This is a genomic window from Streptomyces justiciae (genome assembly GCF_015163075.1).
Classification (GTDB): Bacteria; Actinomycetota; Actinomycetes; order Streptomycetales; family Streptomycetaceae; genus Streptomyces; species Streptomyces justiciae.
In genome coordinates this window covers 281,090-295,987 of record NZ_JADDXU010000001.1, presented here as the reverse complement: position 1 = coordinate 295,987, position 14,898 = coordinate 281,090, and the positions used below count along the sequence as shown (strand labels likewise).

Below are 14,898 nucleotides of genomic sequence, written 5' to 3'. Positions count from 1 at the left end.
AACTGCGGCCGAAGTGACCGTAGTCACGGCCGACACCGCGTTTGATCCAAGTGACTTAGGTTAGGCTAACCTAAGTAAGGCGAGATCGACGCGAACGTGAAACGAAGACCGCTTCCCCAAGCGTCCCCACCCCGTCCGACCCGCACGGACTGCTCCCCACCGGAGGACCCCCACCATGCGCTCGCACCTGCTCAACGACACGACCGCGGAGCAGTACCGCCGCTCCGTGACCGAAGGAATAGAGCGGGTGGCAGCCAAACTCGCCGCCACCGACCGTCCGTTCACAGGTGTCACCGTCGACGCCCTCGCCCCGGCCATCGACGCGATCGACCTCGACAAGCCGCTGCTCGACACCGGCGCCGTGCTCGACGAGCTGGAGGACGTCTACCTCCGCGACGCGGTCTACTTCCACCACCCCCGCTATCTCGCCCACCTCAACTGCCCGGTCGTCATCCCGGCGGTGCTCGGCGAGGCGATCCTCTCCGCGGTCAACTCCTCGCTGGACACCTGGGACCAGTCGGCCGGCGGCACCCTCATCGAGCGCAAGCTCATCGACTGGACGACCGCCCGCATCGGCCTCGGCCCCGCCGCCGACGGCGTGTTCACCTCCGGCGGCACCCAGTCCAACCTCCAGGCGCTGCTCCTCGCCCGGGAAGAGGCGAAGACGGACACCACAGCCAAACTCCGTATCTTCGCCTCCGAGGTCAGCCACTTCAGCGTCAAGAAGTCCGCCAAACTCCTCGGCCTCTCCCCCGACTCCGTGGTCACCATCCCCGTCGACCAGAACAAGCGGATGCAGACCGTCGCGCTCGCCCATGAGCTGGAGCGCTGCAAGGCCGCCGGTCTCGTCCCGATGGCCGTCGTCGCCACCGCCGGCACCACCGACTTCGGGTCCATCGACCCGCTGCCCGAGATCGCCGAGCTGTGCGCGCAGTACGGCACCTGGATGCACGTCGACGCGGCCTACGGCTGCGGACTGCTCGCGTCGGTGAAGTACCGCGGCCGGATCGACGGCATCGAGCGCGCCGACTCGGTCACCGTCGACTACCACAAGTCCTTCTTCCAGCCGGTGAGTTCGTCCGCCGTCCTGGTCCGCGACGCCGCCACGCTCCGCCACGCGACCTACCACGCCGAGTACCTCAACCCGAAGCGCATGGTGCAGGAGCGCATCCCCAACCAGGTGGACAAGTCCCTCCAGACCACCCGCCGTTTCGACGCCCTGAAGCTGTGGGTGACGCTGCGGACCATGGGCGCGGACGGCATCGGGCAGCTCTTCGACGAGGTGTGCGACCTGGCCGTCGAGGGCTGGAAGATCCTCGCCGCCGACCCGCGCTACGACGTCGTGGTCGAGCCGACGCTCTCCACCCTCGTCTTCCGCTACATCCCGGCCGCCGTGACCGACCCCTCCGAGATCGACCGCGCCAACCTGTACGCCCGCAAGGCCCTGTTCGCCTCCGGTGACGCCGTGGTCGCGGGCACCAAGGTGCAGGGCCGCCACTACCTGAAGTTCACCCTGCTCAACCCTGAGACGACGACCGAAGACATCGCCGCCGTACTCGATCTGATCGCCGGCCACGCCGAGCAGTACCTGGGAGAGTCCCTTGACCGCGCGTCCTGAAACCCCGACCAAAACCTACGATTTCGTGGGCATCGGGCTCGGCCCGTTCAACCTCGGCCTGGCCTGCCTCACCGAGCCCATCGACGAACTCGACGGTGTCTTCCTGGAGTCGAAGCCCGACTTCGAGTGGCACGCCGGCATGTTCCTCGACGGCGCCCACCTCCAGACGCCGTTCATGTCGGACCTGGTCACGCTGGCCGACCCGACCTCGCCGTACTCCTTCCTCAACTACCTGAAGGACAAAGGCCGGCTGTACTCGTTCTACATCCGGGAGAACTTCTACCCGCTGCGCGTCGAGTACGACGACTACTGCCGCTGGGCCGCGAACAAGCTGAGCAGCGTCCGCTTCAGCACGACGGTCGCGGACGTCCAGTACGTGGATGACGTGTACGTCGTGACGACCACGGCCGGCGACGTCTACCGCGCCCGCCATCTCGTCCTCGGCACCGGCACCTCCCCCCACTACCCGGAGGCCGTGCGCGGGCTCGGCGGTGACTTCTTCCACAACTCCCAATACATGCAGAACAAGGCGGAGTTGCAGAAGAAGGAGTCGATCACGATCGTCGGCTCCGGGCAGTCCGCCGCCGAGATCTACCACGACCTCCTCGCCGAGATCGACGTCTACGGCTACCGGCTGAACTGGGTGACCCGCTCGCCCCGCTTCTTCCCGCTCGAATACACCAAGCTCACGCTGGAGATGACCTCCCCGGAGTACATCGACTACTACCGCGAGCTGCCCGAGGCCACCCGCTACCGGCTCACCGCCCAGCAGAAGGGCCTGTTCAAGGGCATCGACGGCGATCTCATCAACGAGATCTTCGACCTGCTCTACCAGAAGAACCTCGGCGGTCCGGTCCCCACCCGGCTGCTCACCAACTCGGCGCTGAACGGCGCGACTTACGAAAACGGCACGTACACCCTCTCCTTCCGGCAGGAGGAGCAGGAGAAGGACTACGACCTCCAGACGCACGGCCTGGTCCTCGCCACCGGATACAAGTACGCCGAGCCCGAGTTCCTGACCCCCGTCAAGGACCGGCTGCGCTACGACTCGCAGGGCAACTTCGACGTCGCCCGCAACTACTCGATCGACACCACCGGCCGCGGCGTCTTCCTCCAGAACGCCGGCGTGCACACCCACAGCATCACCTCGCCCGACCTGGGCATGGGTGCGTACCGCAACAGCTACATCATCCGTGAGCTGCTCGGCACCGAGTACTACCCGGTCGAGAAGACGATCGCGTTCCAGGAGTTCTCCGTATGACCACCCCCCACACCTTCACCTTCCGCCCGCTCGACCCGCTCAAGGACGCCGAGCTGCTGCACGGCTGGGTCACCCACCCCAAGGCCGCGTTCTGGATGATGCAGGACGCGAAACTGGAGGACGTCGAGCGCGCGTACATGGAGATAGCCGCCGACGAGCACCACCACGCGCTGCTGGGTCTCGACGAGTATGGCGTCCCCGTGTTCCTGATGGAGAAGTACGACCCCGCCCATCGTGAACTCGTGGGCCTGTACGAGCCGTTGCCGGGTGACGTCGGCATGCACTTCCTCACCCCCGCGACCGACAAGCCGGTGCACGGCTTCACCCGGTCCGTCATCACCGCCGTGATGGCCCACCTCTTCGAGGACCCGGCCGTCGAGCGCGTCGTCGTCGAGCCGGACGTCTCCAACAAGGGCGTCCACGCCCTCAACGAGGCCGTCGGGTTCGTGCCCGAGCGGGAGATCGAGAAGCCGGAGAAGAGGGCGCTGCTCAGCTTCTGCACCCGCGAGCAGTTCGCGAAGGCGGTGGCCGCATGAGCCTCGCCGACTCCGTCGCCCACCTCTCCCCCGAGCGCTGGGAGCAGGCCAACCGCCTGCTCATCCGCAAGGCTCTCGCCGAGTTCGCCCACGAGCGGCTCATCACGCCGGAGGCCACCGCCGACGGCCGCTTCGAGGTCCGCAGCGACGACGGTCTGACCCGCTACGGGTTCACCGCCACCCGCCGCGCCCTCGACCACTGGCAGGTCGACGCCGACTCCCTTTCCCGTCAGCGAGACGGCGTCGACCTCCCCCTCGCCGCGCTGGACTTCTTCATCGAGCTGAAGAAGGCGCTGGGCCTGAGCGACGAGATCCTGCCGGTCTACCTGGAGGAGATCTCCTCCACCCTCTCCGGCACCTGCTACAAGCTCACCAAGCCCCAGATCCCGGTAGCAGAGCTGGCGCGATCCGACTTCCAGGCCATCGAGACCGGCATGACCGAGGGCCACCCCTGCTTCGTCGCCAACAACGGCCGGCTCGGCTTCGGCATCCACGAGTACCTGTCGTACGCCCCGGAGACGGCGAGCCCGGTCCGCCTGGTCTGGCTGGCCGCGCACCGCTCCCGCGCCGCGTTCACGGCGGGTGTCGGGATCGAGTACGAGGCCTTCGTACGGGACGAGTTGGGTGCGGAGACGGTCGAGCGCTTCGACCGGCAGCTCACCGAGCAGGGCCTCGACCCGGCCGACTTCCTCCTCATCCCGGTCCACCCCTGGCAGTGGTGGAACAAGCTCTCCGTCACCTTCGCCGCGGAGGTCGCCCGGCGCCACCTCGTCTGCCTGGGCGAGGGCGACGACGAGTACCTGGCCCAGCAGTCCATCCGGACCTTCTTCAACAAGTCCAACCCCGAGAAGCACTATGTGAAGACGGCCCTGTCCGTCATCAACATGGGCTTCATGCGCGGCCTTTCGGCGGCGTACATGGAGGCGACCCCGGCGATCAACGACTGGCTCGCCCAACTCATCGACAACGACCCGGTGTTGAAGTCCACGGGCCTGTCGATCATCCGCGAGCGCGCGGCCGTCGGCTACCGCCATCTGGAGTACGAGGCGGCGACGGACCGCTACTCGCCGTACCGCAAGATGCTGGCCGCCCTGTGGCGCGAGAGCCCGGTCAACTCCCTCCAGGACGGGGAGTCGCTGGCGACGATGGCGTCCCTGGTCCACGTCGACCACGAGGGCAACTCCTTCGCGGGCGCCCTGATCGAGCAGTCGGGCCTGACCCCGACCGAGTGGCTGCGCCGCTACCTGACGGCGTACTTCACCCCGCTGCTCCACAGCTTCTACGCCTACGACCTGGTCTACATGCCGCACGGCGAGAACGTGATCCTGGCCCTGAAGGACGGCGCGGTGACCCGCGCGATCTACAAGGACATCGCCGAGGAGATCGCCGTCATGGACGTCGACGCGGTGCTCCCGCCGACCGTCGAACGCCTCCGCGTGGACGTCCCGGAGGACAAGAAGCTCCTCTCCATCTTCACGGACGTCTTCGACTGCTTCTTCCGCTTCCTCGCCGCGAACCTCGCCGCCGAGGGAATCCTGGAGGAGGACGACTTCTGGCGGACGGTCGCGGACGTCACCCGCGAGTACCAGGCCTCGGTGCCCGAACTCGCCGACAAGTTCCGCCAGTACGACATGTTCGCCCCGGAGTTCGCCCTGTCCTGCCTCAACCGCCTCCAACTGCGCAACAACAAGCAGATGGTGGACCTGGCGGACCCGGCGGGCGCACTCCAACTGGTGGGCAACCTGAAGAACCCGATAGCGGGCTTCTGACCCCAGAGACAGGCGGGCGCCACGAGGTACGGTCCTTCGTGGCGCCCGCCGACTTCATGCCGTTAAGGGGCGCGGGGAACTGCGCGACCAGCCCCCACCGGCCCGCAGCCGAATCACCAGGGCACTTGAGGCGACCGGTAGTAATTGATCCCCATCGCCTCCCACCGAGTCCCCTGCGCAGCAAGCCGCACCCGATACGCCTCCCAGTCATGCGTGACGGAAGGCGACCACCCCAGCTCAGCCACCCCCGCCAACCTCGGAAACGCCATGTACTCGATGTCGGCGGACGTCACGATCGTCTCCGTCCACAACGGCGCCTCAACCCCCCGCACAGCCGCAGCAGGCACCCCCGCCAGATAGTCCCCCGGATCCCAGTCGTACGACCGCTTCACCTCGACCAGCCCCGCCCAGTCCAGCCCCAACGGCGTATCCGCGGTGTACTTCATGTCGAGGTACACCCGGTCGGCGGGCGACAGCACAATCCCCGTACCGTTCTGCGCAGCCTTCGCCACCTGCGCCTTCTCCTCCGCACTGGTGTCATCGAGCCCCCAGTACTGCGCCACAGCCCCCCGCGAGGGGTTCGCCCCGGTGAGCTGATGCCAACCCACCACCGTCTTCCCGTACTTGGCGACGACCGGCTGCACCCGGTCCATGAACTTGACGTAGTCCTCATGGCTGGTCGAGTGCGCCTCGTCCCCGCCGATGTGCAGATAGCGGCCGGGCGTGAGCGCGGCGAGCTCCCGGATCACGTCGTCGACGAAGTCGTACGTGAGGTCTTTGCCGACGCACAGCGAGCTGAATCCGACCTCGGTGCCGGTGTAGAGCGGCGGCGCGACCCCGTCGCAGTTCAGCTCGGCGTACGAGGCGAGCGCGGCGTTGGTGTGGCCGGGCATGTCGATCTCGGGGACGACCTCCAGATACCGCGAGGACGCGTACCGGACGATCTCCTTGTAGTCGGCCTTGGTGTAGTAACCACCGGCACCCCCACCGACCTGCGTCGACCCGCCGTACGTCGCCAGCCGCGGCCAGGAGTCGATCGCGATGCGCCAGCCCTGGTCGTCACTGAGATGCAGATGCAGCTTGTTGACCTTGTAGAGCGCCAACTGGTCGATGTACCGCTTGACTTGGTCCACGGTGAAGAAGTGCCGGGAGACATCGAGCATCGCTCCCCGCCAGCCGTAACGCGGGCTGTCGGTGACGGTGCCACCCGCGACCAGCCAGGGTCCGGACTGCACGGAACCCTTCTCGACCTTCGCCGGCAGCAGCTGCCGCAGGGTCTGCACCCCGTGGAAGAGGCCGGCGGGCCGCGCGGCGGTGATGGTGACCCCCTTCGCCCCGCTGACAAGACGGTATCCCTCCGCACCGAACGGGCCCTTCGCCAGCCGCAGTTGAATGTCTCCCCCGCGCCCCACCTCCACCGGCACCGGATAGCCCGTGGACGGTCGGAGCACCCCCGCGAGGTACTCGCCGACGCGGCGCACCTCCCGCGAGTCGTCCACGCCGATACGGGTCTTCGCCGTGATGCGGTACGGCGATCCGCCCGGCGTCACCTTCGAGGGCGCCGGAATCACCTGGTCGAGCGGTGTGGCCTCGGCGGGCGTCGGCGCCGCGCCCACGGTGAGCGAGCCCACCGCCACGAGCAGCAGCGCGCCCAGAACTCGGGTCGTACGGGGAGTCGTTCTGTGGTGCCGTCTCACCTGCGCCCCCTTCTCCATCAACCCTGGATTGGTGCAGACCACTCTGCCGGGTGACGGGCTGGTTGCGGAAGTGCACAGCCCCGTCACAGGGAGTCCCACTACGGTCCACACCTTGCCGTGACGGCTCCTTGGGGGAGACGAAGATGTCCGAGCACAGCGCACAGCAAGCCGGTACCGCCCACGCCCCGGCGTCGGGCGTCCCGTCGGCCGACGTGTCGGCGGTGCGCGCCTACGCGGGCGCGTTCTGCGGCGAGCAGCACGCCGCCGCCGACCTCGCCGCCGAGGTCCTCGCCCACGCCCCGCAGCACCCGGGGCCCACCGGCCGCCTGGACCTGCTGGCCGCCGTCCGCCGTACCGCCGACGCCTGGGTGCGCCAGGAACGGGCCGCCTTGCTGCGCCCCGGTTTCCGGTCCTGGGCGCAGCGGGCGGCGGACACCTTCGGGCCCGTGGACACCCTGCGCCGGGTGGAGCACACCTCGCTGCTGCTGGCCGCCTTCGCCACCCTGCCCGACCAGGCGCAGGCCGCGCTGTGGCTGTGCCAGGCCGAGCAGGGCGAGACCGCGTTCGCCGCCCAAGTGCTCGGCATCACCGAGGAGTTCGCCGAGTCCATGGCGGAGTCTGCGCGGGCCCGGCTGGCCGACGGGTTTCTGCGGCTGCGTGCCGAGCGCACCGAGGACGCCCGCTGTGTGCACTACGGCACCATGCTCGGCGCGATCGCCCGCGGCACCCACCGGGAGACCCCCGACGACCTCCGACGGCACCTGGACGGCTGCCGGTTCTGTGCCCACGACTTCACCCTGCTGCACACGCTCACCTCCGGCGCCCCGGAGGAGCTGCGGGCCCTGCTGGTCGACCAGGTGCTGGTGTGGGGCGGCCCGGCCTACCGCGCGGCCCGGCAGCCGGAGACGGCCCCGGTGGCGCCGCGAGAACCGGAGCCGGAGACCGCCACGCCTCCCGCCCCGGAGCCCCCGCGCAGACGCCGCCCCGTCCTCGCCGTGGCGATCGCGGTCGTCGTCACCGCCGTGGCCACCACCGCCGCCCTGAAGCTGCTCGGCGACGACTCCACCGCCCAGGCCGCGAACGCCGCCACCGCCCCGTCCGTCTCCGCCCCGGCCCCCACCGCGTCCCCCACCCCTTCGCCGAGCGCCGGCGCGTCGATCGCCACCCTCACCCTGGAGAACACCGCCACCGGACGCTGCGTCGCCGCCGACGCCGGCTCCTCCTTCGACAACGCCCCCAGGACCGCCACCTGCGCGGAGGGCCCCACCCAGCAGTGGAACCTCGTCCCGTCCGGCAAGAACACGTACGCCCTGGAGCACGTCTCCTCGAAGTTCTGCCTCGACATCGCGGGCGACCGCGTCACCGGCGACCCCATGCAACTGCGCCCGTGCGCCTACCAGCAGGGCGACGACGCCCCCTACCCGGAGGACCAGGCGTTCCTCATGAAGACCCGCGCGGACGGCACCTTCACCCTCGTGTGCCAGGACAACCAGGGCATCGCCGTCGGCGTCCGAAACGGAGAGGTCCGCATGCTGGCGACCGCCGGGAGCGGCAAGGCGATCAGGTTCCAGGCCACCGCGGACCTGACGAAGGCGCTCGGCGGCTGACCGGCGCCCGCGAGCCGAATGCCAGACTTGCCCCATGGCGGAAATCATCCAGAAGGACGGCACGTGGGCCTTCGACGGCGACGCCCTGCGTCTGACCCCGGGACGCGACAAGAACGTCAGCCTGCTCCGCAAGACCCTGGGTGAACTCGTCGTCCCGCTGGGCGCGTTGGCGGGCGTTTCCTTCGAGCAGGGTCGCAGGGCCGGGCGGCTCAGGCTGCGGCTGCGCGACGGCGCCGACCCGCTGCTGCACGCCACCGGCGGCCGTCTCACCGAACCCAACGACCCCTACCAGCTGATCGTCGAGTCCGACCGCTACGGCGTCGCCGAGTACTTCGTGGACGAGGTCCGCGAGGCCCTCCTCCTCGACCAGGTCCCGGCGACCCCGGTCACGGAGTATCTCCTCCCCGGCCCGGCCGTCCCGCTGTCGGTCTCCGCGGGCGACGGCACCGCCACCTTCGACGGCGAGCGCGTCCGCCTGGAGTGGAACTGGAAGACGGAGGACGCCAAGGCCGCCGCCGGCATCCGCACCCTCCCCCTGACCGACGTCGTCGGCGTGGAGTGGCTCCCGGCGGCCGGCCTGGACAACGGCCATCTCCGCTTCGCGGTGCGGAACGCGCCCACCAAGGCCCCGCCGAAGTACGACCCCAACTCCGTGGAGCTGTGGGGCTTCAAGAAGGACCCGCTGATGGCGCTGATCGCGGCGGCTGTCCAGGCCAGGCTCCCCCACCCGGCCCGGACGGCCGCCGTCGACGTACGAAAAACCCTCGCCGCACGACCGGAAACGCCTTCCCTCCCGGTCGCCCCCGTCGAGGACGGCCACGACGCCCTCCTGCGCCGCCTGCGCGAACTCGGCGAGCTGCGCCGCACGGGTGTGCTGACGGACGAGGAGTTCACGATGGCCAAACAGGCGATCCTCAAACGGATGTAGGTCCGCCACCGGACGTAAGTCCGCTGATGGCACGCCTACTTGGCCTTCCTCGCCACCGTGAAGTGGTCGATCCGGTCCCCGGTCTCGGCGATGCCCGACACCTTGAGCTTGGCGTAGTGCCCGCGCGCCGCCGGTTCCACGTCCACCCGCAGGAACGAGTAGTTGAGGTACCGCACCCGGGACCAGGCCACGGTCTCGTCGACCTTGCCGTCCTTGGTGTTGATGAACGAGACGACGGAGTCGACCTCGTTGAGGTGCCCCTCGTAGGAGTCGGGCGCGCTGAACGCGTACAGACTCCGCCCCGCCGCACCGGCGGTCACGTACACCACGCCCTCGGTCTCGGGGTAGGCCGTCTCGCCGATCGGGAGCTTCTTGGCGACCTTGTTCCCCTTGATGACGTCCGTCCGCTCGTACTGGTGGTTGTGGCCGTTGATGACCAGGTCCACCGTGTACTTCTCGAACAGCGGCACCCACTCCTGCCGTACGCCCCCCTCCGATGCGTGCGCGGTGGAGGTGCAGTAGGCGCAGTGGTGGAAGAAGACGACGACGAAGTCGATGTCGGGCCGGGCCCGGAACTTCCTCAACTGCCCCTCGAACCACGTGGTCTGCGTCCCGCCGGAGATGCCGAGGTTGGCGGGGATCTCGTACGACACGTCGTTCGGGTCGAGGGAGATGATCGCGGTGTTGCCGTAGACGAAGGAGTAGACGCCCGGGAGGTTCTTCCGGTCCGGCCCGTTGTCGGGGAGCGTGAAGCGGGCCTCCTCGCCGCCGTAGCCGTTGGGCGAGTACCAGGCTTCCATGTCGTGGTTGCCGTAACTCACCATCCACGGCACCGACTTGGCGACCGACTCGGTCTGGGCGAGGAACTGGTCCCACACCCGCGAGTCGAAGCCGGTGTCGGCGGACTTGCCCTGCCCGGCCGGGTCGGCGTACGCGATGTCACCGGCGTGGAGGTGGAAGACCGGGTTCTGGCCGAGGATCAGGCTGTCATTGGCGAGGCCGTGGTAGCTGACGCCCTGGTCACCGAAGGCGGTGAAGGTGAAGGGCGCCTTGTGGGCGGGGGCGGTGGTGAAGGTGCCGAGGGTGCCGACGAGGTGGGGCGCGGCCGGGTCGAAGCCCTGGTGGCCGACGCCGTAGTAGTACGTCTTGCCCGGCTTGAGGTGGGTCAGCTTGGCGTGGACGTAGTACTGAGTGTGATCGGCGCTCGCGCCGACGCCGGTCGGGGTGTAGAGGCTGCGGACCTCGGCCTCGATCTTGCGGGAGAGGTCCCACGGGTGGGCGCCGACGCGGATGAAGGGCTTCTTCACCGCGACCGGGACCTGCCACGAGACGGTCATCTCGGTGCGCGGGTCGTTGCCGTAGGCGAGGTGGCGGCCGAAGGGGGCGACGAGCGAGCCGTCGACGGTCTCGGTGCGCGGGGCGGCCATGGGCGTGGCCTGGGCGGTGGCGCCGGGCACGAAGGCGCCGCCGGTGACGGCGCCGAGCGTGACCGCGCCGCCCCTGATCATCGTGCGCCGGGAGAATCTGGCGCGCAGGTACTCGTGCTGCTCGGCCATGCTCATGCGGTCGGCGAGCTGCTCGGGTACTCCCATGCGAGGAATGTCCATGACGACCGAAACTCGTCCCCTCAGGCAACGAGATGCAAGACGCCGGGTGGCCAAGTCACGAACACGGCCTCATAAGAGATTCAATGTTGTTCTAAGAGTTTCTACAGCGCCCTGCCCGATATCGGGCAGGATTCTTGCGAGGCAGCCCCCGATACCCCAGGATCTACCGAGTGCACGACGACCTTGTTGATCACCTGACCCGCACCACGCCCCTCCAGCGGGGCGAGGCGCTGCGGGTGATCCAGGACGTGCTCGCCTACTTCGACGAGACGACCGAGGTGTACGTCCGTCGCCGCCACCGCGAGCTCCAGGCCCAGGGCCTGGTGAACGCGGAGATCTTCGACCGGATCGAGGCGGACCTGAAATACCGGGCGGTGGCACCGCCGGAGCTCACGCTCCGCCAGCTGCGCCGGATCGTCTACGGCTAGGAATACGTATATATATGTGCGGAATCGTCGGATACATCGGCAAGCGTGACGTGGCGCCGCTGCTCCTGGAGGGCCTCCAGCGCCTGGAGTACCGGGGCTACGACTCGGCGGGCATCGCCATCACCGCGCCGAAGACGGCAGGCCTCAGGACCGTCAAGGCCAAGGGTCGCGTCCGTGACCTGGAGGCCAAGGTCCCGGCCCGCTTCAAGGGCACGACCGGCATCGCCCACACCCGCTGGGCCACCCACGGCGCCCCCTCCGACGTGAACGCCCACCCGCACCTCGACGCCGAGGGCAAGGTCGCCGTCGTCCACAACGGCATCATCGACAACGCCTCCGACCTGCGCCGCAAGCTGGAGGCCGACGGCGTCGAGTTCCTCTCCGAGACCGACACCGAGGTCCTCGTCCACCTGATCTCCCGCTCCACCGCGGAGAAGCTGGAGGACAAGGTCCGCGAGACCCTCCGCCTGATCGAGGGCACCTACGGCATCGCCGTCCTGCACGCCGACTTCCCGGACCGCATCGTCGTCGCCCGCAACGGCTCCCCGGTCGTCCTCGGCATCGGCGAGAAGGAGATGTTCGTCGCCTCGGACATCGCCGCCCTGGTCGCCCACACGCGGCAGATAGTGACTCTCGACGACGGCGAGATGGCCACCCTGAAGGCCGACGACTTCCGCACCTACACCACGGAAGGCACCCGTACGACGTCCGAGCCCACCACGGTCGAGTGGGAGGCCGCCTCCTACGACATGGGCGGCCACGACACGTACATGCACAAGGAGATCTTCGAGCAGGCCGAGGCGGTCGACCGCGTCCTGCGCGGCCGCATCGACGACCGCTTCTCCACGGTCCACCTCGGCGGCCTGAACCTGGACGCCCGTGAGGCCCGCCAGATCCGCCGCGTGAAGATCCTCGGCTGCGGCACCTCGTACCACGCGGGCCAGATCGGCGCCCAGATGATCGAGGAGCTGGCCCGCATCCCCGCGGACGCCGAGCCGGCCTCCGAGTTCCGCTACCGCAACGCGGTCGTGGACCCCGACACCCTCTACATCGCGGTCTCCCAGTCGGGAGAGACGTACGACGTCCTCGCGGCCGTCCAGGAGCTGAAGCGCAAGGGCGCGCGTGTCCTCGGCGTGGTCAACGTGGTGGGCTCCGCGATCGCCCGTGAGGCGGACGGCGGCGTCTACGTGCACGCGGGCCCGGAGGTCTGCGTCGTCTCGACGAAGTGCTTCACCAACACCACGGTCGCCTTCGCCCTGCTCGCCCTGCACCTGGGCCGCACCCGCGACCTCTCGGTCCGCGACGGCAAGCGCATCATCGAGGGCCTGCGCAGGCTGCCCGCCCAGATCTCCGAGATCCTCGACCGGGAGGAGGAGATCAAGAAGCTGGCCGAGCAGTACACCGACGCCCGCTCGATGCTCTTCATCGGCCGCGTCCGGGGCTACCCGGTGGCCCGTGAGGCCTCCCTGAAGCTCAAGGAGGTCTCCTACATCCACGCCGAGGCCTACCCGGCCTCCGAGCTCAAGCACGGCCCGCTGGCCCTCATCGAGCCCGCCCTCCCCACGGTCGCGATCGTCCCCGACGACGACCTGCTGGAGAAGAACCGCGCCGCGATGGAGGAGATCAAGGCCCGCAGCGGCAAGATCCTCGCGGTCGCCCACCAGCACCAGGAGAAGGCCGACCACACGATCGTCGTCCCGAAGAACGAGGACGAACTCGACCCGATCCTGATGGGCATCCCCCTGCAACTCCTGGCGTACCACACGGCCTTGGCCCTGGGCCGGGACATCGACAAGCCGAGGAACCTCGCCAAGTCAGTAACGGTGGAGTAGTTGGCCTGGCTTTAGGGGCGCGGGGAACTGCGCGAGCAACCACAACGCACCCGCAGAGGCCACCGAAACAGGAACGGACCCCCACGTGATGCCACCAATCACGGGGGGTCCGTTTTCATCGCCGGGGCCGCCCAATACCCCGACGTCGGCTGCCAGTTAGCCGGTGGCCGTCACGCCACGTCCGGCAGCACGTCCACGAAGCGACGTCGGCCAATGGGCCAACGCGGCGGTCGCGGCATACCAGGCAACCGCCCCCGCCGCGACGGCGAACCAGCCGCCCACCTTGGTGAGACCGTCGTTGTCGGCGAAGTTGGCGATCGCCATGAGCAGCAAGGACACGAAGAACAACCCGTAGGCGCCCTGCCCGAGTTGGTCCCCGCCCGCGAGCGTGAGCGACAGCGCCACGAGGGCGAAGAGCAGGAAGAACAGCCCGGCCGCGTTGGCGGAACCGGCGTCCGAGACGGCCCACGTGAACCACAGCGCACCCAGCGCCGCGAACGCGGTCCCATTGGCGGTGTCGCGGTCACGGAAGGCCATGAGTCCGGCGACGAAGAGGGCAATGCCGCCCACGTACTGGGCGATTGATACGGCGTCAGCGGCTGACACACCGTCGATCACGTCGGTGTGGCCGAGTCCGAACGCCAGGAGGGTGATCCCGAGGGCGAGTCGGCCGACGATGGTGGTGGTTGCTCCCGCGGAGACGTCGTTGTCCACGGCGGGCTCCCTTCATGCTGTGCAGTTGTGCGGTGTGCGATATATGCCCTTCACAAGGGCACAAACACCTCTACGCGCCAGTAGATTCGGTCGCTGCACAAGGGGGAGGGGCCGTTCCCAGTTCGCATCTCACCTGGGAGAACGACGAGTTACGGAATGACAACGACGGGACGCTTGGCCCGCTTCGCGAGCCGCCCCGCGACGGAGCCGAAGATGCGCCCCACGATGCCGTGCGTGGAGCCGACGACGATCGCGTCCGCCTCGTACTCCCGCCCGACCTCTTCGAGTTCGTGGCAGATGTCGCCACCGCGCTCGACGAGGATCCAGGGCACCTCGGCCAGATAGTCGGCGCAGGCGAGCTCGAGACCGAGCACCTCGGTGCGGTGGTCCGGTACGTCCACGAAGACCGGCGGCTCGCAGCCCGCCCACACGGTCGTGGGCAGCCGGTTGGCGACATGGACGATGATCAGGCCCGAGCCGGAGCGGTGGGCCATGCCGATGGCGTACGCGAGGGCGCGCTCACTGGACGTGGAGCCGTCGAAGCCCACCACGACGCCGTGCTTGAAGGCGGGGTCGCAGGAATGGCGTGGCTCTTCCGCCGCCTGGGGCTCGGCCGCCGTGGGATCGGCGACGGGCCGCTTGCGGTCCGCGGGTTCGAAGAATTCGTGACCGGCCATGGCTGTCTCGGCGTTGTGATCCTTAGTGGGAGGGACGACCGTTTGCGGCGGAGCTGTGTCCGGGAATCATCTTCCCAACCCCATACCCCCAAGGGTACGGCGGCACGCCTCCTTCGCCCAGATCCCGCTCACGGTCGGTGAGGGGTTCCAGGGAGCATGCACGAGGGGGCGCCCGTAACGCAATGGTTGCTGCGCTGTACAGGCGGTTTGCACAGGATTCAAGG

General features: G+C 68.7%; 12 protein-coding genes. 8 read left to right on the top strand and 4 right to left on the bottom strand.

Annotated features, from left to right (window positions below):
* The first annotated feature begins 175 nt into the window (after window positions 1-175).
* From desA to IQ210_RS01370, 4 genes are read left to right on the top strand one after another with little or no spacing between them, the layout of a single operon-like run.
* Window positions 176-1,618 (top strand): lysine decarboxylase DesA, encoded by a 1,443-nt coding sequence (desA, locus tag IQ210_RS01385; protein WP_194075854.1) that lies wholly within the window; start codon window positions 176-178, stop codon window positions 1,616-1,618.
* Window positions 1,602-2,879 (top strand): lysine N(6)-hydroxylase/L-ornithine N(5)-oxygenase family protein, encoded by a 1,278-nt coding sequence (locus tag IQ210_RS01380; RefSeq protein ID WP_194075852.1) that lies wholly within the window; start codon window positions 1,602-1,604, stop codon window positions 2,877-2,879. The genes desA and IQ210_RS01380 overlap by 17 nt, the downstream gene beginning before the upstream one ends.
* A complete protein-coding gene (locus tag IQ210_RS01375; protein ID WP_194075850.1) occupies window positions 2,876-3,415 on the top strand; it encodes a GNAT family N-acetyltransferase in 540 nt (179 codons plus the stop codon). The genes IQ210_RS01380 and IQ210_RS01375 overlap by 4 nt, the downstream gene beginning before the upstream one ends.
* Window positions 3,412-5,184 carry an IucA/IucC family protein gene (locus IQ210_RS01370; RefSeq protein ID WP_194075847.1) on the top strand — a complete coding sequence of 591 codons (1,773 nt, stop codon included), beginning with the start codon at window positions 3,412-3,414 and terminating at the stop codon, window positions 5,182-5,184. The genes IQ210_RS01375 and IQ210_RS01370 overlap by 4 nt, the downstream gene beginning before the upstream one ends.
* Before the next feature lie 113 nt (window positions 5,185-5,297).
* On the opposite strand, the gene IQ210_RS01365 is transcribed toward IQ210_RS01370, so the two are convergent.
* Entirely contained in the window at window positions 5,298-6,899 is a 1,602-nt protein-coding gene (locus tag IQ210_RS01365) for a beta-N-acetylhexosaminidase (protein WP_194075845.1), read from the bottom strand.
* 125 nt (window positions 6,900-7,024) lie between these two features.
* Here IQ210_RS01365 and IQ210_RS01360 point away from each other — a divergent pair, with 125 nt between their 5' ends.
* Together IQ210_RS01360 and IQ210_RS01355 are read left to right on the top strand one after the other, a co-directional pair.
* Window positions 7,025-8,488, top strand: coding sequence for an RICIN domain-containing protein (locus tag IQ210_RS01360; RefSeq protein WP_194075843.1), 1,464 nt, complete (start codon window positions 7,025-7,027; stop codon window positions 8,486-8,488).
* 34 nt (window positions 8,489-8,522) lie between these two features.
* Window positions 8,523-9,416, top strand: coding sequence for a DUF4429 domain-containing protein (locus tag IQ210_RS01355; protein WP_194075841.1), 894 nt, complete (start codon window positions 8,523-8,525; stop codon window positions 9,414-9,416).
* Window positions 9,417-9,451: 35 nt separating this feature from the next.
* On the opposite strand, the gene IQ210_RS01350 is transcribed toward IQ210_RS01355, so the two are convergent.
* Window positions 9,452-11,008: a purple acid phosphatase family protein gene (locus IQ210_RS01350; RefSeq protein WP_194075839.1), complete on the bottom strand. Its 1,557-nt coding sequence runs from the start codon at window positions 11,006-11,008 to the stop codon at window positions 9,452-9,454.
* A gap of 185 nt (window positions 11,009-11,193) precedes the next feature.
* Between IQ210_RS01350 and IQ210_RS01345 the strand changes: the two genes are divergently transcribed.
* Together IQ210_RS01345 and glmS are read left to right on the top strand one after the other, a co-directional pair.
* The gene (locus tag IQ210_RS01345; protein ID WP_079306286.1) at window positions 11,194-11,451 is read left to right on the top strand and encodes a hypothetical protein; all 258 of its coding nucleotides are present in this window, start codon (window positions 11,194-11,196) and stop codon (window positions 11,449-11,451) included.
* 14 nt (window positions 11,452-11,465) lie between these two features.
* Complete coding sequence (glmS, locus tag IQ210_RS01340) at window positions 11,466-13,283, top strand: glutamine--fructose-6-phosphate transaminase (isomerizing) (protein WP_194075837.1); 1,818 nt, start codon at window positions 11,466-11,468, stop codon at window positions 13,281-13,283.
* A gap of 156 nt (window positions 13,284-13,439) precedes the next feature.
* Here glmS and IQ210_RS01335 read toward each other — a convergent pair whose 3' ends face one another.
* Window positions 13,440-13,997, bottom strand: a complete 558-nt coding sequence (locus IQ210_RS01335) for a GPR1/FUN34/YaaH family transporter (protein WP_194075835.1) — start codon at window positions 13,995-13,997, stop codon at window positions 13,440-13,442.
* A gap of 149 nt (window positions 13,998-14,146) precedes the next feature.
* Window positions 14,147-14,674 carry a universal stress protein gene (locus tag IQ210_RS01330; protein ID WP_059191971.1) on the bottom strand — a complete coding sequence of 176 codons (528 nt, stop codon included), beginning with the start codon at window positions 14,672-14,674 and terminating at the stop codon, window positions 14,147-14,149.
* Window positions 14,675-14,898: the final 224 nt, after the last annotated feature.